The 19,918-nt window shown below is 60.5% G+C and carries 18 protein-coding genes; 12 read left to right on the top strand and 6 right to left on the bottom strand.

Annotated elements, in window-relative coordinates:
- The first annotated feature begins 409 nt into the window (after positions 1–409).
- The 3 genes from AB3X86_RS25505 (at position 410) to AB3X86_RS25515 (ending at position 2,896) form a co-directional block, all read left to right on the top strand.
- Entirely contained in the window at positions 410–1,114 is a 705-nt protein-coding gene (locus tag AB3X86_RS25505) for a hypothetical protein (RefSeq protein ID WP_368598184.1), read from the top strand.
- A gap of 228 nt (positions 1,115–1,342) precedes the next feature.
- Positions 1,343–1,759, top strand: a complete 417-nt coding sequence (locus AB3X86_RS25510) for a CopG family transcriptional regulator (RefSeq protein WP_368598164.1) — start codon at positions 1,343–1,345, stop codon at positions 1,757–1,759.
- Between the two features lie 33 nt (positions 1,760–1,792).
- Positions 1,793–2,896, top strand: coding sequence for a PHB depolymerase family esterase (locus AB3X86_RS25515; RefSeq protein ID WP_368598165.1), 1,104 nt, complete (start codon positions 1,793–1,795; stop codon positions 2,894–2,896).
- 253 nt (positions 2,897–3,149) lie between these two features.
- Here the strand turns inward: AB3X86_RS25515 and AB3X86_RS25520 are convergent, their stop codons facing one another.
- On the bottom strand, positions 3,150–3,569 hold the full coding sequence (locus tag AB3X86_RS25520; RefSeq protein WP_368598166.1) for a VOC family protein: 420 nt from the start codon (positions 3,567–3,569) through the stop codon (positions 3,150–3,152).
- Between the two features lie 426 nt (positions 3,570–3,995).
- On the opposite strand from AB3X86_RS25520, the gene AB3X86_RS25525 reads away from it, so the two are divergent.
- A complete protein-coding gene (locus tag AB3X86_RS25525) occupies positions 3,996–6,194 on the top strand; it encodes an ATP-binding protein (RefSeq protein ID WP_368598167.1) in 2,199 nt (732 codons plus the stop codon).
- 354 nt (positions 6,195–6,548) lie between these two features.
- On the opposite strand, the gene AB3X86_RS25530 is transcribed toward AB3X86_RS25525, so the two are convergent.
- Entirely contained in the window at positions 6,549–7,697 is a 1,149-nt protein-coding gene (locus AB3X86_RS25530) for a prolyl oligopeptidase family serine peptidase (RefSeq protein ID WP_368598168.1), read from the bottom strand.
- Positions 7,698–8,172: 475 nt separating this feature from the next.
- Between AB3X86_RS25530 and AB3X86_RS25535 the strand changes: the two genes are divergently transcribed.
- Both AB3X86_RS25535 and AB3X86_RS25540 read left to right on the top strand, forming a co-directional pair.
- Positions 8,173–8,343 (top strand): hypothetical protein, encoded by a 171-nt coding sequence (locus tag AB3X86_RS25535; protein WP_368598186.1) that lies wholly within the window; start codon positions 8,173–8,175, stop codon positions 8,341–8,343.
- Positions 8,282–8,476, top strand: coding sequence for a DUF72 domain-containing protein (locus tag AB3X86_RS25540; protein ID WP_368598185.1), 195 nt, complete (start codon positions 8,282–8,284; stop codon positions 8,474–8,476). The genes AB3X86_RS25535 and AB3X86_RS25540 overlap by 62 nt, the downstream gene beginning before the upstream one ends.
- Here the strand turns inward: AB3X86_RS25540 and AB3X86_RS25545 are convergent.
- Together AB3X86_RS25545 and AB3X86_RS25550 are read right to left on the bottom strand one after the other, a co-directional pair.
- Positions 8,389–8,886: a hypothetical protein gene (locus tag AB3X86_RS25545; RefSeq protein ID WP_368598187.1), complete on the bottom strand. Its 498-nt coding sequence runs from the start codon at positions 8,884–8,886 to the stop codon at positions 8,389–8,391. The two genes, AB3X86_RS25540 and AB3X86_RS25545, sit on opposite strands and share 88 nt — an antisense overlap.
- A gap of 378 nt (positions 8,887–9,264) precedes the next feature.
- Complete coding sequence (locus AB3X86_RS25550; RefSeq protein ID WP_368598169.1) at positions 9,265–10,275, bottom strand: sodium:calcium antiporter; 1,011 nt, start codon at positions 10,273–10,275, stop codon at positions 9,265–9,267.
- Positions 10,276–10,847: 572 nt separating this feature from the next.
- Between AB3X86_RS25550 and AB3X86_RS25555 the strand changes: the two genes are divergently transcribed.
- The 4 genes from AB3X86_RS25555 (at position 10,848) to AB3X86_RS25570 (ending at position 12,738) form a co-directional block, all read left to right on the top strand.
- Complete coding sequence (locus tag AB3X86_RS25555; protein ID WP_368598170.1) at positions 10,848–11,378, top strand: HMA2 domain-containing protein; 531 nt, start codon at positions 10,848–10,850, stop codon at positions 11,376–11,378.
- Between the two features lie 68 nt (positions 11,379–11,446).
- Entirely contained in the window at positions 11,447–11,776 is a 330-nt protein-coding gene (locus AB3X86_RS25560; RefSeq protein ID WP_368598171.1) for a DUF5132 domain-containing protein, read from the top strand.
- Positions 11,773–12,276 carry a hypothetical protein gene (locus AB3X86_RS25565; RefSeq protein WP_368598172.1) on the top strand — a complete coding sequence of 168 codons (504 nt, stop codon included), beginning with the start codon at positions 11,773–11,775 and terminating at the stop codon, positions 12,274–12,276. The genes AB3X86_RS25560 and AB3X86_RS25565 overlap by 4 nt, the downstream gene beginning before the upstream one ends.
- A gap of 75 nt (positions 12,277–12,351) precedes the next feature.
- Positions 12,352–12,738 (top strand): HMA2 domain-containing protein, encoded by a 387-nt coding sequence (locus AB3X86_RS25570; protein ID WP_368598173.1) that lies wholly within the window; start codon positions 12,352–12,354, stop codon positions 12,736–12,738.
- Here AB3X86_RS25570 and AB3X86_RS25575 read toward each other — a convergent pair.
- Positions 12,735–15,869 carry an HAD-IC family P-type ATPase gene (locus AB3X86_RS25575; RefSeq protein WP_368598174.1) on the bottom strand — a complete coding sequence of 1,045 codons (3,135 nt, stop codon included), beginning with the start codon at positions 15,867–15,869 and terminating at the stop codon, positions 12,735–12,737. The genes AB3X86_RS25570 and AB3X86_RS25575 overlap by 4 nt on opposite strands.
- 120 nt (positions 15,870–15,989) lie before the next feature.
- Here AB3X86_RS25575 and AB3X86_RS25580 point away from each other — a divergent pair, with 120 nt between their 5' ends.
- Positions 15,990–17,228, top strand: a complete 1,239-nt coding sequence (locus AB3X86_RS25580; RefSeq protein WP_368598175.1) for a DUF445 domain-containing protein — start codon at positions 15,990–15,992, stop codon at positions 17,226–17,228.
- A 12-nt stretch (positions 17,229–17,240) separates the two neighbouring features.
- Here the strand turns inward: AB3X86_RS25580 and AB3X86_RS25585 are convergent, their stop codons facing one another.
- Positions 17,241–17,849 (bottom strand): hypothetical protein, encoded by a 609-nt coding sequence (locus AB3X86_RS25585; RefSeq protein WP_368598176.1) that lies wholly within the window; start codon positions 17,847–17,849, stop codon positions 17,241–17,243.
- An 80-nt stretch (positions 17,850–17,929) separates the two neighbouring features.
- Here AB3X86_RS25585 and AB3X86_RS25590 point away from each other — a divergent pair, with 80 nt between their 5' ends.
- Complete coding sequence (locus AB3X86_RS25590; protein ID WP_368598177.1) at positions 17,930–19,150, top strand: NRAMP family divalent metal transporter; 1,221 nt, start codon at positions 17,930–17,932, stop codon at positions 19,148–19,150.
- Positions 19,151–19,918 lie beyond the last annotated feature (768 nt).

Raw genomic sequence — 19,918 nt, forward strand, 5'->3', positions numbered from 1 at the left:
GCTTGAAGCTTCAAGGAGGGAGAGGACAACGAATACCGCTGAGGAGCGAGCAATTGATGAACAGCAATCGAACTTCTTGAACTTCGAACGGCACAGTACCCGCCAGGCGGGTCAGAGTCAACACTTATCTTGTAACCATTTCAGCAGGCGGGCCGCGCTGCTGACGAAGCGATGCGACACCGCTTGGCTGTGCACCCTGCCTGGCATGCCATGCAGGTTATTCACTGCGCGCCTTTGTATCAGATTAGTGGATTGACGTCTGGCTGTTTCCAAAGGGGCAGCCGACGCTGGAATGACTTGGCTACGTGACCAGGTGATGAACGCTTCATCGCCGATTTTTACCGGGATGACTAGGCTGAATCATTACAATGCCTCGACGAACTCCCTTCGACAGCATGAAATGAGAAATATGCTGACTTCCTTTTTCTGGAGCGGCGACGCCATCCGCAGTCGACGCGTAAGTGACATCGTTTTATGGACCACGCTCGATGTACCTTCACCCCCTGCGCCCGTGGTGGCAGATTGGCAAAGAGAGATATCGACGCGACTCGCTCTGGAACCTGGGGATGTCGAGGCAATGCCTTTGGCGCGCACGCAAGTGCGCTGGCCGGCCTACAAGCGCTGCGTGCAAGCCATGTCCGATTGGATGTGCGCCCTGGGACTGCCCGCGGTGCTCGCCGATAGTGACATGGCGCTGATGGCCTGTCGTGGCGCGAGATATCACCATGATGGTGAGCAATATGGCAGTGCCGCGTTTTGCAATCTGTTCCTGAGTGAAGACAAGGGACTGGACTTGCGGTTTCCCTCTACGGGTCAATGCATTCCCCTCAAGCGCGGAACAGCCGTCATTTTCGATACGGGCCAGCCCCATGGCGTGATTCCGCGTGGCGGCGAGAGTTTCTCTGCGGCCGACTTCGCGCCGGACCAGGACTTCACCCAGATTTTCTTGACGTGGGAGCTTCCGATCGAAGACGCCAATGTCGGGCAAGCACTCAAGGTGATCTTCGACATCGACCGCCCGTCGTCGCAGCGATTAGAGGAGGAGCAAATCTGGATGAACGGCGCACCAGCCGCCGTGTGCCCGGAATCCGGTTGCTGGCACCGCGCTGGCTGATTATCGGCGTAAGGCCCTGGACCGTGGCACTGGAACACGAAGTACACGACTCGCAATCCATCTCGTCCTCGCGTCGCCTCGACGCACACCGACATCGCCTGTTACCTCCCCGCGCGCGTCTTTCTGCCGATAGACCGCACACGGGCCAATCGCAGCGATCAGCGTTGACGCCCTCTTGAAACCATCCTATAACCATCCATGTGGATGGTGCAGGGAGGATTTCTGCATATGGCAAAAGAAGTGCCGGATCGCTCGCGAGGTAGCGAGACCGAAAAAATTACGATCAATCTTGGTCCAGTCGATCTGGGGCAAATCGATTTGCTCGTCGAAGAGGGCTTTTACTCGAACCGCACGGATCTGATCCGTACGGCCATCCGCAATCAGTTGTCGATTCATGCTCCTGCCGTCAAGGAAACCGTAACGCGCCGTGAGCTTGTACTGGGGCTCCAGCATTTCTCGAAACAAGACCTCGAGGCAGCGTGCGCCGCGCGTCAGCGACTCAGAATTCAGGTGCTGGGACTGGCGAGCATTGCTATGGACGTGTCACCCGAACTTGCGCTGGCAGCGATCGACTCGATTCTGGTTCGAGGCGCGCTCCATGCCTCACCGGCGGTCAAGGCCGCGCTGGCGGATCGAATCCGCTGACGCCCCTGACTCTTTCCCGCTATCGGAAAAAACATGAAACTCAACGAAGGCTTTCTGGACTCGATGAAAGAGGCGTTCGCCCTCTTTCGCAACAACGACGCCGCTGCGGCCGCGGAGATCGTCAAGCGCGCCATACGTGGCGAGCCGACGGACGTGGCAACCGCGCATGCAGACCCGGATGAGAACAGGACGACAACGCGCTTCGCCGACCTCCTGCAACGCCGGCATCGCGCCCATCAGACGCAAACCGAACCGGACGTGCAGGATCGCGGGCACTTCAGCATGCGGCGCTACGTCAACGCCGCGGGCCAGCGTAACTACAAGGTCTACGTCCCCAGTCAATACCACAGTGATCCCCTGCCCCTCATCGTCATGCTGCACGGTTGCACGCAGGACGCTGACGATTTCGCAGCCGGCACGCGGATGAACGCACTTGCCGAAACGCACGGCTTTATCGTCGCTTATCCGACCCAGCCGCAACGCGCAAATACCTCGAAATGCTGGAACTGGTTCAGGCCTGCCGATCAGCAGCGCGACCACGGCGAGCCGTCGCTGATCGCGGGCATCACGCGCGAAGTCATGGCAAATTACAACGTCGATCCGAAACGCGTGTTCGTTGCCGGTCTTTCGGCCGGCGGCGCGATGGCGGCGATCGTCGCGCAAGCCTATCCCGATCTGTACGCAGCAGCGGGTGTTCATTCGGGCCTGCCCGTCGGATGCGCGCACGACTTGCCGTCCGCGCTGGCGGCAATGCGCGGCGGCAAGACCGGCTCCAAAGCGCACAGACCTGGCCGAGCGGACATTCACGACACGCAGGCGTCTCAATGCCCGCTCATCGTTTTTCACGGCGACGCGGATGCGACCGTGCATCCTGCCAACGCCAACGGATTGGTACACGGATTCTCCTCAAGTGATCCGATAGCCGCTCGCCCGTCGGGCGCTAATGGGCAGGCGCGCAAGCATACGGTCCGGCACATGACGTCACGAGCCGGGGTACATGCCGAACTATGGATCATCCACGGCGCGCCTCATGCGTGGGCCGGAGGCTCTTCAAGCGGGAGCTATACCGATCCATCCGGCCCCGACGCCAGTGCGGAGATGGTGCGATTTTTTCTCGAGCATCCTCGTCGTCAGTGAGCGTCCGGCGCGCCGCGCTGCTGTATCCGGTGCAAGGAGGGCGCGCAACGGAGGCGTGAGGTCGCCAACGGCCGCTAACCGGCAAGAGGTGACCTTCGCCCAATAGGGGATCCGCCGGCCGAACTGGGTCGACTTGCCGCGATCATCCGTTGCGGGCCGGCAAGAGATTCTCAATTCAGCTACCGGACCGGTTGGGCCAACTGGGGGCAGAAGACGAGACGCCCAAATCGCTCCGTGCTCCACAAATATCGGCCTATCTGTCGTTGGCCAACCTTAAACCGATCTCGGCAGGAGAAAGGTCGCGCTGATGTGTGGCAATCTGCCATCTGTTTCCCCACGGATCTCTTACCATCGCTCGCCTGTCGCCGTATGGCATGTCGGTCGGAACTTCGAGTGAGATCGCATTCGCCGCAATCGCCCGCTCGTAGGTCGAATCAGCGTCCTCGACGTAGACATACAGAAACGCCGGCATCGGATCGCGAAGGCCGTCTCCGCCGCTAACCATCACGACAGAATCGCCGATCATGATTTCGGCGGGCCGCCCGTGATGGAATTCGCCCTCTGCCTGAAACACCATCTTGATGAATGTGATCAGGTTTTCCGGATCGCTTACGACGATTCGGGGCGTGACGGTATGCCATCCATCGGGCCGAAATTTAGCCATGTTGGGCATGCTCGGAAGAGATTCGCAAGGGCATTGTCCTCCGAGCGCCTAATGTCCGCAAAGGGTGGTCGGGCTCAGCCGACCAAGTCGGACAGCACTCGGCCAGCTGCAACCTTTCGCCGCCGATAGCAGTCTGCCACTCACGTGACCGTCATGCTTCGTCATCGGTCAGACGGCCGTGGAGACCTCAATGTGCTCACTCGGGGCTTCTACCGGGGTCAGCCTTATCGGCGCTCCGGTCCCTGCACCTTCAGGTTGTAAGTGAAGTCCGTGTCGTCCCTCTTCCAACCGCAACGCGTTCGCCCGCCTCAGTGTTTGCAAACGCGGCGCAGGGTATGGTTCTTGCGCGCTCGTAGCGATGCCCGCGAGTGTTTTCTCCCAATGTTCGACCGCGAGTCTCGCGGCTCGCGGCGGAAGCTTTGATACGGTTCAACGATGACGATCAGCACAAGCCCCGCTGCCGCTCGGCACATGGAGCACGATGCCAGCCATTTCGTCCAGTTCTACCAGTCCGACCTCGAATTGATCGAAGACGTCGGTGCGTTTTTGCAACGCGCGCTGAACGCGGGCGGGATTGCAATCGCGATCGCCACCGCTGATCACATTGCCTCGATGGCATTATTGCTCGACGCGGCCGACGCTACTAGGCGTTGTAAGCACGATGCCATTTTCGTCGACGCGCACACGGCGCTCGACGGCTTCATGGTCGACGGGTGGCCGGACGAAGCGCGCTTCATGTCGACGGTCGGGGCGCTCGTCGCGCGGACCGTGCGACGGGGGCAGCCGGTGCACGCGTTCGGGGAGATGGTCGCGATCCTGTACGCGCAGGGCCTCGGCGAAGCAGCGCTGCGTCTGGAACACCTGTGGAACGGACTCGCCCGCGAGCACCGGTTCTCGCTTTTCTGCGCGTATCCGGACCGCGAGTTCATCGGCGCCGAGCATACGCCGCTATTTCGCCACATTTGCGACGCACACCAGCACGTATTCCTTACCCGTAAGTTGCGCGACGCGGGCGCTCACGACCTGCACCTGAGGCTCGCGCTCGCGCAGCAGCGGGCGACGTCGCTCGAAGACGAGATGCGCCGCCGACAGAGCGCCGAGCTTCAGCGCGATGCCATGCTGATGAATTCGCCGATCGCGTCGGCACTGCTGCTCGGCAACCGACATACGTTCCAGTTGACGAATCCCCGCTATCTCGCGATGGTCGGCCGCGCGGACCTGATCGGCCTCCCTTATCTCGACGCCTTCCCGGAAGAGGCGGGCGGCGCGACTGTCGCCGCGCTGCAGCGCGTGTTCGCCGATGGGGTGCCGATCGTCCATGAAGAGTATCGGACAAACAGGCCCGGCGACACGGACGAGCGCGTCTATACGCTTCATTTCGAACCGTTGCGCGCGTCGTCCGGAAACGTCGACGGCGTGATCCTCAGTGCGGTCGAAGTGACCGGCTACGTACGCGCACGTGAGGCCGTCGAGAAGTCGCGCACCGAGCGGGAAGCCCTGCTCGCGGATCTGCGCAACGCGAACGGTGCAAAAGACCGATTTCTCGCGATGCTCGGCCACGAGCTTCGCAATCCGCTCGCGCCGATCTCGACGGCGCTCGCGCTCGTGCGCAAGCAGAACGGCGGCAAGCCCGACAGACAACACGAGATCATCGAGCGTCAGGTGGCGCATCTATCGAGGCTCGTGGAGGACCTGCTGGACGTGAGTCGCATAACCCGCGGCGCTATCGAACTGGCGCGCGAGCCCGTGCCGATCGCGACGGTGCTCGCGCGCGCGGTCGAGGCAACGAACCCCCTGCTCGAACAGCGCTCGCAGACCTTGTCGCTGGACCTCGCAGACGATGGTGGCATCGTCTGCGGTGACGCATGCCGTCTCACTCAGGTGTTCGGTAACCTGCTGAACAATGCGGCAAAATTTACGCAGACGGGCGGGCGCATTCATGTGAAGGCCGTGACGAGCGCAACTGAACTCGTCGTGTCGGTCGCGGACAACGGTGTCGGAATCAGCCGGGATTTGATGCCGCGCATGTTTTCGTTTTTCGAGCAGGGAGAGACGACGATTGACCGCTCGAACGGCGGGCTCGGGGTTGGTCTGGCGCTGGTGAAGAACTTTGTCGAGCTGCACGGTGGCACGGTCGTCGCAAGCAGCGACGGACCGGGTATGGGCGCGACGTTCACCGTTACTCTCCCGCTCGCACCGGCGCCCACGACCGACTGCGTGGAGCAGCCGGCCATGCCGCATCCGGTCGGCAACGGAGCGCGTGTGCTGCTGGTCGACGACAACAAGGATGGCCTCATGGCGATGGAAGCCTATCTCGTCGAGATGGGGTTCCACGTAGCGACGGCGACCGATCCGGCGACCGCGCTCGACGTGGCGGCGGCATTCTCGCCGGCGTTCGCGATACTCGACATTGGTTTGCCCGGAATGGACGGCTATCAGCTCGCCCGCGCGCTGCGCGCACAGCCCATGGTGGCGCCTGTGAGGATGTTCGCGCTGACCGGCTACGGGCAGGCCGAGGACCGCAGGCGTTCGAACGAAGCAGGATTCGAGCGGCATTTCGTCAAGCCGGTTGCGCTTGCGGAACTGGTCGAAGCGCTGACCGGAGCATCCCGTGCGGAGCGGGCTTCAGGGTAATGGATCTCTTCAAATCGGTTTGCTATTTTAATGTTTATACAAAAGGCAGCGTTGTCCCGAAGGAGGCGCCTAGGACTCAGGTTCGCCGTTACGAGACGCTAGCGATGGTAAGCGTCGAGTCGCTGCGTTGGGTCGGTTTGGTGCATTCGCCGTCGGCCCGGATTCGGCCAGGAAAGGCGTGTGTAATTGATCGCCAGCGAGCGTGGTGATGCGCGGGTCTCGTGGTTTTAGGCCACCCAGACTTTCACCAGTGAAACGGTCCAGCTGACGGCGGACTGCAATAACCGAAATCCGCTCCGTTGATAGTGTTGTCGGCGGCCATCGGCGCCCGGGTCGAACCGTACCGGGACGACCCTAGGGACGGCCAGTCACGCGTTGCACCATCCCATAGAGCACGGACATCTGCAAGCCGCTCTTGAGCGCATAGTTCGGGTCGTATTGATTGGAGTAGCCCCACCAGTCGAAGCATGCGTTCGGATTGGTCGGCCCCGGCGCAGACGACGCGAACGTGTCGGGATACACGACCACAAGCTTGTTCGTGTCGGCCCATTCGTTGATGCCGGCCTCGGTGACCCAGCGGTTGCCGATCAGTGATGCCTCCTGCAGACAGCCGTGCAGAGCGAGCACGAATCCACACGTTTCACCCTTCGCGCAGGCTTGGGGAACAAAAACGCTGCCTGTCGAACTCATCGAAACGTTTTCGGACGCCCCGAACTCCGTTTGATCGAATGAAGACAGCGTACCCTTCAGCGCCCCGTTTTCGCGCGGTTTCAATGGGCCGAGGAACATCGTCAACCACGTCTTGACTGAATCGTAGACTTCGCCATTGGCCGAACAGCGCACCATGTAGGGACTCCCGAGAGTGCCGCACGCAAGTTCGCCGTCAGGCGATTCCCAGCCGTGCTCGGCGGGAAACGTATTGTCAAAATGAACATTCGCTCCGTAATGTGCGTATTCCGAGTCCAGGTCGGCCATCTCACGTGGATTGACGACCTCGTCCAGCGTGCCGGACCACAGATAGACCGGCTGTCCACGCAGATTCGTCGCCGGGTCGATGGTCCCGAGGGACGATTGCGCGTCAAGGTACGCCTCGGATGGCACCAGCGTGCTGTTATACGACGCCTGATTCGTCGGAAGCGTCTCGCCGCCACAGTTCGCCAAAGCCGTTGCGGCTCCTCCGGCGCCTGCACACCAATACACCCCGCCAGCGTACACAGCGGCTCCTTTGAAGGTAGACGAGTGAGCAACGTGCATCTGCACTGCCGCGAAACCGCCTGAGGAGATACCTGCGACGAAGACTTTCGCCGGATCAATCTTGTAGCGTTGCAGCTTGACGATTGCGGAAGGGGCCGACGCACTGTCCAAGGTTAGACCCGCGGAGCCGGCTACCGCCTTCTCCTGTGCCGATGTTCCGGCCGAATCGCCACTGCCGCCACACCCGGCAAGGCCGATCGCTAGTGCAACCGCCGGCGCTAACCGCCGGCCCAAAGCCTTCGTTGTCATTGTCGTCTCCTCGGCGGGGCAACTTACACAAGTGCATCACTCCGACTGTCGAACTGGGCTCGGTTTCGCCTTCCGCCAAAGCTCGCTAACAATAGTGATCGACAAAGCGCGCATGTTTGCGGCTTACGATGTGCCCGACGATATCCGGCGCAGCAAAAATCGCTCCCGCAGCACGGCAATCCTGGAACGTCGGTTCTAACCGCACGCTCCATTAACGCAACCGGTTTCCATTTGTCGAGGTGGGATTCAAGCTGCTACGCGGTCCCAAGCCCGTCCAATTCTGTGCTCCGGGCGGAGGGTACCCTGACCGGTTCACATTCAACATTAATGCTTTCCGGCTTTTTGCCGGTCATCAGACCGATAGGACAATGCTGCCAAAGGACATACAGGCAGCACTGCCGGCGAGTGACAAGAATCTGTACTGCTTCGACACAAATCGCGGTTCTCCGACAAAACGCAGGAGGCGACGCTTGCAATGGAGCCCGAGATCGGTTTCGTGAGCGTGGTTGTGGACGAACCGAATACGTCGGCAAAGTGGGAGCGCCATCCGGGAAACATCAAGCATCGGCTTCGCGGCGATCCAGCTGCATGGTCGGAATCAGGAAGTATGGAATATCAAAGACGCGGCGGCCTCATCGCGGATTAACTACGACTACAACGACGATGAGCTTTACGAGCTAGCGGCGCGGATTCAAAAATTTGAGGAACGGGTTGAACGAACGCATGTGGTGTTCAACAACAATTTCGAGCCCAAGGACAGCGAAGCGCCCGGGCGTTGATGGACATCTTCGGCGAGCATGCCATTCGGCTTTAGTCGCGCGGCTGACATATGTGCATTGACGCTGGCATGTTTGCTTACGCAAACTGCCAATATTTTTTTGACGTCGGCTTTGCGATAGTCAAGACGGTTCAGGGCCAAGATCATTTGAATTAAACTCGCTTCATCGTCGAACGGCGGCAAGCCGACAAACTGTTCAGCCGCGGCGACCGAAAGCCGCGACAAGTCAGAGCGTTCCCGGGCACCGCAATTGCCACCATTGGCGGAGAGCCAAAGCAGTACAGATTCGCAGACATGCGCTGCTTCAGGCCATTGCCCCGTGGTTGCTCGCGCGATGAGTTGAGCAACCACTAGATACCCTAGCAGTTCAGTTCGCGCTTCATCGTTCAGATTGTAGTGCTGAAGCCGCATTCCATTGCGCCGTTTTCTGTCACGTCACTTCGATGAAGCCTTCGACAGCCGGTCGGAGATATCAAACTGATAATTAACCCGCCTTTTCCCTGAACAACGGGAGACCTGCGACCGTCCCTAACCAGTACGCAACCGAACGACTGCCTCCCTTTGCGTGCAGCCATTGCCGCCGCGAGACATCGGAAGTCCGCTCAGGGCGGGTACGGCCGACCGCACGGGCGGCGGTCGGCCAAGAACCGCCGTTCACATGCGCTTTCGGTCGGACGTGTCCACCACGGACGACCAGGAAAAATCGCACGGGATATCACCTAGTCAAAGTTGACGCATCCCATGACGTGGCAGTGCCGGCCAATGGGGATTCGGTCAACACTTACACGGCTACCGCGTCAGTGTCAGGATCAGATAGGTTAGGTATCCTGCTCCATTGAGCAGCAGCGCCCAGTTTGCGACACCGCGAGCCCTTGCCTGAAAGCGCAGCCACGCAGCGGCGAGTAGGGTAATGACGACCCCCGTGAACACTTCTGGGCGCGGCTCCCAAGGCGTCAACATGATTCCAATAGCTGGCAGCAATGTGCCCTGAAACACCATGGCGCCGGTGATGTTGCCGAACGCAAGAGTATCTTTACCCCGTCGAATCCACAGGACGCTATTTACCTTCTCGGGGAGTTCCGTTGCAATCGGAATGATGATGACCGACAACAGGAGGGCAGACACACCGAGCACCTGCGACACGCCTTGGACACCGCGAATAAATCCTTTAGCTCCACCGACAAGAAGCGCCAGGCCAATCGCCAGTTGGAGGGTAATGGTCGCAAGATTGGTTGGTAGGCCCGTTCGGGAAAGGAACATGGCAACCAGCGCCTCCGTTCCATGCCCTCCCCGGACCAGTTGTTCCGACGCACCAAAAGTCATCACCGTATAGATGACGTAGACGCCCACCAGCGCGAGGCTAAACAACGCCCGGACGTACCAAATGTGGTGTGGCACAAACATGGCGACTGTCGCGAGCGCAAACGCGACCAGAAAGTAATTCAGATCGCGCACAAACCCGGTTCGCTCGGGTGAAATCGCGCCATTCAACCCACGTGCGCGAATGACCGCGAGGGTCATCAGAAACGTCGTAAGCGTCGCGAGCATCAGCGGCGCACCGAGAATCGCGCCCACACCTATTTCTTCATTCACGCTCTTGCTCGACGTACCACCCGCAAGCGCGAGCAACGGCACCATCGTTTCGGGCAATGCCGTGCCTATGGCAGCGAAAAGCGAACCGGTGACCCCTTCCGATATCTTGAGGCGTTCGCCGAGGTGCTCGAGCGCATTGGTGAATAGTTCTGCCGCGACAAAAATCACTACGAGCATGAGCGCAAGTTCGACAAACATAAGCGTCATGCTGCGCCTCCGCAGTAAGGCGAGCGCGCGGCTGAGGGAACACCGTCGGAAAAGATACGGAAAAACATGAGGACCTCGCGGTCGAACGAAGACGAACCATAGCGCACGGCTCGCCGCCCGACCAGCAGCAACGCGGTGCGCCTATGGTCTCGCCGAGCCGAACCGGCCGAGCGCGCCACGGCTGTACGCCTGGCATGTCGACGCGCGCTCTCTTCTTGGACGGAAAGAACGCTACTGCCCAAAAGGACGAGACGCTGTCTAACGCGGCCACCTCCTTTCCGCAAGCTTACAGCACGTTGATTCTGAGGAGTCAATCGATATCGCGTGAAATGTGATCTCAGCGAACAGGCTGTCCGAAAACGTACGCCGCTTTCCCACGCCGCAGGCATTGGTGCTGACAACTTCCCGCCGCGCCCATGCCGGTATCCGGGAACGCAATTCGAGCGGTCCGACGTCAGAGCTGCGAAGATGAAGTCGAATATCGATGATCTTCGACCTAAACTTGGTTGATACGAACCAGCAGAGTGATCGTGATGGAACAGTCAGCTAAGACTCGCCGCCCTCGTGCGAGGGTGGCGAGTTCGATCCGTGGGCGCGTCCGTATCAAGGTCGATCGCCCGTTCCGGAATACGGCACTATTCGATCAGGTCAAACAACGGCTCGAGGAACATGCGGGTGTGCGCTCCGTCAGCGTGAACCCCGCCACAGGCAGCGTGACAATTCCCTACGACCATGCTCAGCTAAACAGGGAAAAGATACTCGGTCTGCTGAGCGACCTCGATGTCATTGTGTCCGAGACGGTTCATCCAACGCCGTCGGCGATTGGGGAAGCTGGCCAACCTGGTGGCAGTCGCAGCCTGGCGTCTGCCGTCGACGATCTGAATGTCCGGCTTCGCAGCGCGATCGGGGTTCCCATCGACTTCAAGGCATTGCTGCCTTTGGGCCTCGCCGGCGCTGGCGTATGGTCCATTTCGCGGCATGGACTGATGATCGAAAGCGTACCGGGCTGGTTTCTGCTTTGGCTCGGACTCGATACATACGTGAAGCTACATCCCGAGCGTTTAACAACATCGTCGACTGTCGGCTCCGACGCGCGAGGCTGATCAGCTACGGCAGTCGAGCTTTCCTTACATTCGCATCTGAAAGTGGTCTTCTATTGTGGAGGGCGACCATGGCCGGTCCCGAGGACGTTTTCAAGGGCAGCGTGCTTGCGGGTCTCGCTGTTGGTGTCGGCGCCATCGTGCTGGCGCCTGTCGTGTTACCCGTAGTGGCAGCGCTTTCCCGCCCCATCGCGAAGTCGGCGATGAAGACAGGTGTGGTTCTATTTGAGAAGGGACGCGAGGCGGCGGCCGAGATGCGAGAGGTATTCGAAGACCTTGTCGCCGAGGCGCGAACCGAACTCGACGAATCCCGGCCCAGCGCTTCATTCACCGCGAGCCCGGCCCCCTCGGAGACATCACCCGAGATGACCGAAACAGAGCGCCAAGAGGCGCCTCAATGACCATCCCGGAAGCACATATATCGCACCTGCTGGCCGGCCGGGTGCGTCTGAAAATCCCAGCGCGGCGGCACGATGCCAGTTTTTTTTCCGAGGTCGTGCGCCGCCTGGAACAGTGCGATGGCGTCATCGAGGTTCGTGCATCGCCGCTGACCGCAGGTGTGCTGATCATGCATGCAACGGAGCTCAATTCGATTGCGGCATGGGCCTCGCAACAGCGACTGTTCTCATTGCAGGTTCATTCCGCCGAATCCTTGCCGGGGGAGCCGAAGCGTGCGATTGCGCGCAGCGCTCGTTCGGTGGCGCCGGTTGCGGGCGGGCCGGCGGAACGCCGTGCCCGTTTGCTCAGTACTTCTCTGGCTGGCCTCGGTGCACTTCAGACGGCACGGGGACAGATCCTTGCACCGGCGGTCACACTGTTCTGGTACGCATACGACGCGCGGCGCGGGCTTGCATCGATACGAGCCGGCCCCGAATTTTCGCCCGCCGGGACGAATTCATAAGGCGGACACATCACGGCGGTCTAATAGCGCACGGAGCCGGTACATCGGCATTGACGCGCTGAAAGCGCCCGTGAAATGCAAGAATATATTCCGCTGCAGTACCACCTGGTGCCCGGTCGGCTTCGCCTGAAGATCGCGTCCGTGAAGGGTAACGAGGCGCGCGCACGATTCGTCGAGACGCGACTGCGTGAAGTCGACGGCGTGCGCGACGTTTGCGCGAACAAACTCACGGGTAGCCTGATCGTTCGGTTCGATCCGGCTATCGTAAGCGTCGCGAAGATTTTCGATGCACTAGCGACCCATGGCTTGGTTGATGCAGGTGGATTGCCCGCATTCCCTCTGATGTCCGCGTCCGCTCAACCGCTCACGTCAGGCGCGCCTGTTGCCGATGCGCTCTTCAATAAAGCGGTTGAAGCACTTCTTGAGCGTTGCGCACTCGCTTTGATAGCCGCAGTGCTCTAGCGCGGTACCGGGAGGTGCGATGTCAGCGATGTGCGGGTCGCATTCTCCTCGCGGGCAGGCGGCTTCATCACCTCGTTGACGATATACGGCGCACTCGCGCCAAGGGCGACAGCCAGCGCATCGAGCATATCGATGCGAGAAATGCTCAGTAGCTTGCCAAGACCAGGCACGGCTCCCGCTACCACCTGCAACCCCATTGATCCGCCGATCGCGAGGTCGAGGTAACGGTTGCGCGGTCGCCTGAAAATATTGAGTGGTCCGCGCGAATCCGACCGGCAACCATAGGCGTGCAGCAACTGGCCAAGCGTCAACGTCATGAAAGAAACGGTTGCTGCGCCGGGGCCTGGCCCATGACGGGCCGCGGCTAACGCATGGCTTGCGAGTGCGCCCGCACTGATGGTCAGCGCTTCGCGACCATATCGCATCATGTCTGCGCGGCTGATAATGGGCTCCCCAATGGAGCGTGGCGGCGTGCGGAGCACATCGGGTTCCTGCGGTTCGACGGCGAGTGCAAGGGCTGGAAATACATCGCTCAGCAGGTTGATCCACAAAAGCTGCATCGGCGTCAGAGGTTGGCCGAGTCCCGCGCCGACGGCAGCCAGCGTGACAATAATTTCGCTGACGTTTGTCGATACGAGGAAGTGGACCGACTTGCGGATGTTGTTGTAAATCGTACGCCCCTGCCCGATAGCGACCGTGAGAGTTTGAATGTTGTCGTCCTCGAGCACGACGTCAGCGATTTCACGTGCCAGATCGGTCGTGTGCCGTCCCATCGCGATGCTGATGTTGGCCGCTTTCAGGGCTGGGCCGTCGTTGATACCGTCGCCCACCATGGCCACCACTTCACCCTCGTTTTGCAGGCCGCGGATGATCCTGAGCTTGTCGGAAGCACTGACGCGCGCAAATATGTCCGCGCTTCCCGCCAGTTGGGTCAATGCCGGCGACTCCGTTCTGTCGTCGGCGGTCAACTCGACCACGCGAGGTAAGGCGTCGGCGCCGATGTCCAGCGACCTGCCGATCGCGCGAGCCGTTTCGCGCTGGTCACCGGTGATCATCACCGTCTTGATGCCGGCCTCGCGCAACAGCGCAATTAACTCTCGTGCGCCATCGCGAACAGGGTCGGCAAGTCCGAGCATACCGAGCCAGCAGAGATTCTGCGTTTCGAGGCCGAGCGCTCCGCTCCCGGTCGCGTAGGCAAATCCGAGGACGCGTAGCGCGTCGCCGCCCATCTCAACGTTGCGCTGGAGTATCGCCTGGCGATCGGCTTCCGTCATCGGCACATGTCCGCCGTTCCAAAGACGCTCGCTGCACAGCGTCATGACTTCGACGGGATTACCCTTCACGGCAATCAGGCGGTCGTCATCGCGCGCGTCGCCGTGCAATGTACACATATAGTTGCGCTCGTCTGCGCGGTGCGCGACGCTGACCAACGGATGGCGCTCGCGCAGCGCCTCAGCGTCGATGCCCGACGACAGCACGAATTCCATTAGCGCGTTTTCCGTCGACGATCCGTTCAATCGATATTGTCGTCCCTTGCCGCTTATTTCGACTTCGTTGCAAAGCGCGGCGACGTGCAGTAAGCGCAGCAATCCGTCGTGCTCGAACGGGTTGATGCGTTGCCTGCTCGAGTAGACCAGTCCATCGACAACGGACCACCGCTCGTCGTCAATCTGAGCCGCGAGAACGCGCATGCGGTTGAAGGTAAGCGTGCCCGTCTTGTCGAAACAGACTGTATGAACCGCTCCCAACGTCTCTACCGCGTCGAGGCGTCGCACCAGTACCTTGTGATTGCGCATGCGTCGGATGCCGAGCGCCAGCGTGGTCATGGCGACCGTCGGCAATCCCTCGGGAACGGCTGCAACGGCGAGCGATACCGACGCCCGGAACATCGCCATCACGCCGAGTCCTCGCACCAAGCCGAGTACGAACACCAATGCGCACACGGCACCGCCCAGGCGCACTGTCAGGTTTCCGAGGCGCTCCAGCTGCTGCTGCATTGGCGTGGCGGGCGGCCTCGTCGAGCCCACGAGCGACTGGATGACGCCGTACTCGGTCGCTGCTCCAACGGAGACCACCACGGCGAGACCGCTACCGCCGACTACTGCACTGCCCATGTGAACCATGCACGCACGATCGGCGAGCGCGATGTCGGTCCGATCCATGCGCTGGGCCGACTTGAGTACGGGCATGCTCTCACCAGTCAATGCGGATTCGTCGGTGCGCAGATCATGGGCCTGGATCACGCGCGCATCGGCAGCCACATACGCGCCATTGGCTAATACGAGGATGTCGCCAACGACGAGTTCAGCTGCAGCCATCCGCTGCATTACGCCGCTTCGCACGACGAGCGCCTCGCGGGGCGTCGAGTCGCTGAGCGCCTCAATTGCGCGTTCGGTCCGCGATTCCGTGACATAACCGATCGTAGCGTTAATCAGGACGACGCCCAGAATGACGACTGCATCGGCCAGCCCCCCGGTTGCGACCGATGCGGCGGCCGAGCCGGCCAGCAGCAGCACGGGCAGACTCTTGAACTGGCTCATGAACATTGCAAGTGCTGAGCGACGCGGCGGCGGCTGCAACCTGTTGGGCCCGTGAATGAGCCGTCTGCGACGTGCGGCATGCTCGGACAAACCGCGTAGCTTCGATGAACCGACGGCGAACAGCACCTGCTTCACGCTGAGAGCGTGCCACGCCTGAGGGGCGGCCTCAAACGGGCGCGCGGTCGCCGAGAGCACCCGAGGGATCGGGCGTCGCTGTTCGCTGCGCCCGTGCTTAGAAAAGTCGGCGTGAAGCACGGATGCATCGCTGCGAGATGGGATGACTGCGGTATATGCGTCGTCTGAAGCGCCGCTGGTCTCGATGCACCGGATAGCGCGCGCGAGCGGGACATCTTTATCGAAGACCAGCAGGACATTGCCCGTCCATGGATTCGCGTCGACATCCAGCATGCCGCGTGTGGCGGCCAGCCGTTTCACGAAGGCAGCGCAAGCCTTCGGGTCCCGATAAAGCCAGGGCACATGTGCACGCACGCGGCCGGGCAGACGTGCATGCAAGACATTGACAGATTCCGTGGCCGCTCTGTTTGCGTATGGGAGGTCGAGAGCCAGGGCTGTGGAGAAGCGTGCGTTCATGTATTTGCCCCACTATGAAGCCGCGTTGATAGACAGGAATAAGGTCGGCATGCCGACGATCGAACCAGCGCCTCTGCCTCTACAATGAATCAGGTCTTGCATGGCGGCACGGATGCCACAATGGAACTCGACGGAAGAATGCGCCAATTGCGGCACATGAAACTGGCCGCGACCGGACTTCTCGTTGCAATGGCGGCGCTCTTCGCTGGCGCGGGCGTGCTGGAACGTCTGCATCCAATACTCGGCTACGTCAGGGCATTTGCCGAGGCGGGCATTGCAGGGGGGCTTGCCGACTGGTTTGCGATAACAGCACTTTTCCGTCGCCCTCTCGGATTGCCTTTGCCGCACACGGCGATCATTCCGCGAAAGAAGACTCGAATCGCTCAGAATCTCGGACAGTTCTTTGAACGAAACTTCCTGTCGCCCGAGGTGGTCGCGGTAAAGCTTGCCGACGTCGATCTGGCGGGTCCGTTCTTGCGATGGATCGCTGAACCGCAGCAGGTCGACCAGCTCGCCGACTATCTCACCGTCCTTGTGCCGAACGAGATCGAGGCGCTCGATGGCGAAACGCTTGATCGGATGGCCCTCGACATCATTTCTGAACGCGTGCGGGAAATCGACCTGGCCCCGCTCGCGGCAGGCGTGCTCGCAAGACTGACGCAAGGCATTGATTACGACACCATCATCGTCGCCGCGCTCGAGGAACTGGGCCTGCTGGTGGATGACAACAGGGATGTGATCCGCGGCCGGGTACGGAACGAAACCGGCTGGATATTGCAGCGAATGTCCGTGGATGCGAAGGTAACCGATGCCGTCATCAACGTACTCGACGACGCACTGGACGAAGTTCGGAGTACACCGGATCATCCCTGGCGCCGCCGCCTCAGTATGTTGGCACACGAGCAACTCCTTGCTCTGGGCGCTTCGCCCACGTACCTTGCGAAGTGGAATGCGTTGCGCGACGAGGCCCTTCAATCAGCGGCGCTCGGCCAACGCATTGGCTGCGTGCGACGCGATCTCCTCGAGAGTCTGCGCGCAGACATGCAGTTGCCCGATTCATTTGTCAGAGCGAGGCTCCATGCCGCGGTGCAACGATCCCTACGGGACGTATCGAAAGATGAACGCTTGCGTGAGCGCCTGACTGCGTGTGCGCGCGAGGCGATTCTCGACGTCATTCCAGCATTGCGGCACGAACTTGGTCTGCTTATCGCGGACACGGTATCGGGCTGGGACACTGCGACGGTCACCTCGAAGATCGAACTGGAAGTCGGGCGCGACCTCCAGTTCGTTCGCATCAACGGAACGCTGATTGGCGGGCTGGTAGGGCTTCTGCTGCACGCCATCGGTGCACTGCGGTAACTTGCGCGCGTCTCAGGAAGTGCTCACGTCGCGCGCGTGAAGCGGTTCCCGCTCTGTCGTCTGGGATGCGCGGCTAGGCGCTGCTGATCCTAGCACCTGTCTGACCCCGCCGACGCTTCCGACCAGAATGTCCCGCACCGTGGTGACGATACCTGTCCCGAGTGTTCCGACAAGACCTAGCGCTTCAGTGCCTACCTCTTCCGTCGCGTGTACTGTGCCTGTCAGGACGTCGCGCACAGTCTCGACTGCGTCTGTGGCGACGGTCCCCGTCGCGACGAGCGTGCCGCTCACTGTGTCGCGAACGAATCCGATCACAGGGCCGCTGTATTCGTCCGCTGCGACACGGGCTGGCTCACGCAATCCGCGGCGAATGCGTGTGGCCGCGTTGGCCTGCGTGGTTGTGTCAGCCGTTGCCGGTCCGGTGTCGTCCGTCGTTGCCTCTGCCGCGTTCGCTTCGGCCTGTTTTTCCTCTTCCGTATCTCGACGTGCCATTTTGACCTCCATCACTGAAATACGCGTCTCTTGATATGACGATGCGTGTGCACGGTTGTGCGCGACGGCATCGTCGTGGTGTCTCGCCATTATCAAAAGATAGCTCATCCATAAGGGCGCAACAACCATTCCGCGCTACCGTTCAGGCATGGACCGGAGTATGCATGCAAGGTTGCGCTCGACGGCCATTTGCTGGAGAACATGTCGCCATGAAATCGGTAGCGTCCTTGAGAACCCTTGGCGTGTGGGGAACGGGTACGCTCGTGATGCTCGCTGATATGGACGTCGGGAATGTGGTCGCTGCCGCACAAGCGGGAACCGCATGGGGATACCGGTTGCTACCGCTTCTTTTTGTGCTCATCCCGTGTCTCTATTTCTTGCAGGAACTCACTGTACGGCTTGGAATTTTTTCCGGTCGCGGCTACGGCGAACTCGTGCGCGAGCGGTTCGGGATCGGTTGGAGCTGTGTGTCGGCGACCGCACTCGTGATTGCAACCATTGGCTCGCTCGTCACGCAGTTCACGGGCATTGCGGGAATTGGAGAACTGTATGGAATGCCGCGTGCCCTCACCCTGTTTCTCGCCACCACTGCATTGATTGCGATCGCGGGGACAGGCTCTTACCGGCGCATGCAATATGCCGCGCTGTTCATTGGCGCCTTCGAACTGGTTTTTTTCGCCTTCGCATGGGCAGCACGACCTGACCCTGTGACGATATGGCGGCATGTACTGGATATTCCCTGGTACAACGGCTCATTTATGTATCTGGCTGCCGCATTGGCCGGCGCAGCATTCAGTCCGTGGATGGTCTTTTATCAGCAGTCCGCTATCGTTGAGCAGGGCATGTCGAGCATGGATTATGGTGCCGAGAAACTGGAGACAGCCGTCGGTGCAGTATTGACCCAGTCGCTCACTGCCGCTGTGCTGATAACGATGGCCGCGTTGGTTGCCAATGGCAGTAGAACCGCCTCCCTACACAGCGTAAGCCAGATCGCGGACGCGGTGAGCCATTTGCTTGGTGGAACGGCGGGACGCGTATTGTTTAGCGTTGGAGCACTCGGCGCGGCGATGGTGTCGGCAATCGTTTCGTCGCTTGCCCTTGCCTGGGGTGTTGGAGAAGTCGCCGGCCTTCGGCGCTCGCTCGAATGCCGCCCAATGAAAGCGCCCTGGTTCTATGCGCTCTATGTGGCGGCCGTAGTAGGCTGTGCGCTGCTTGTATGGTACGTACCGGATCTGATTGCTCTAAATCTCATTGCTCAGGTCATGAACGCATTGCTGTCGCCGCTTGTTACAGGCCTGTTGATCGCGCTTTCGGTCGTGGCACTGCCAGTGAAGTATCGTCCGCGCGGATGGTATCGACTGGCTGTCATTTCCGGAGCTTTCGGTCTGGGTGGCGTGGGCCTGGTTGGTGCTTTGGGTATGCTGCTATAGGCGACGGTACGCGCCTCGTACGCAGTTCCGCCGACACGTCCTTGTTGATGTTTGGCGTTGTAGACCGCGCGGGGTGTCCTGCAACCCGAAGTTCAATCGCAGACGAGTCTGCGAGCGGGCGCTCGACCGCCCTGCAAAAACGTGTGGGCCCGCCGGCTGTTGCTCTGCTGAGGCGAGTCTAAAGGTCCGTGCCAGATATCTCGATGCGCTCTCCGCTTTCCGGCGGTGTTTTCTGTTCCGCCGCGCTTACTAGCCTCTGCTTTCAAACTGGAACGCAAGCATCAGCTGCTTCGGGCTGTCATCTGTGGCGCCGATGTATTCGCGAACAACTTGGGCCTAAGTTCAAAGGCGCAGTATCCCCACCCGAAGCCGTATGCGGACAACCACAGCGTTGACTCGCATCCAATGATTGGGGTTGTCAGACTGATGTGTGACGAATCCATGGGGCTCGGCCATTTTCCTCATCTGCAAGCGCCTGGACAGGCGGTGAACGAAAGTTCGGGGCGGCGTTTAGCGCAGACGGCGATTCTGCGAGTAGCTAGCGCGAACGCGCTGTCAATGCGCGGGGCGATCTCCGATACGTCCGGAGCCACCGGGCAACCGGCCGTTGAGATCACACCAGCGTGAGCGGCCGCTTCGGGTCGAGCTTGTGTGAAAACGCGTTGATCGCCTAGACTGGATTAACTCATTCAGCATGGGTGACCGGATGAAGCGATTCATAGAAGGCGAAGATCGCAAGCAGGTGACGCTGCTTCCAGAATGCCTTGA

Origin of the sequence: Paraburkholderia sp. BR14374 (genome assembly GCF_040948685.1) — a bacterium.
In the GTDB taxonomy this organism is placed as follows: Bacteria; Pseudomonadota; Gammaproteobacteria; order Burkholderiales; family Burkholderiaceae; genus Paraburkholderia; species Paraburkholderia youngii.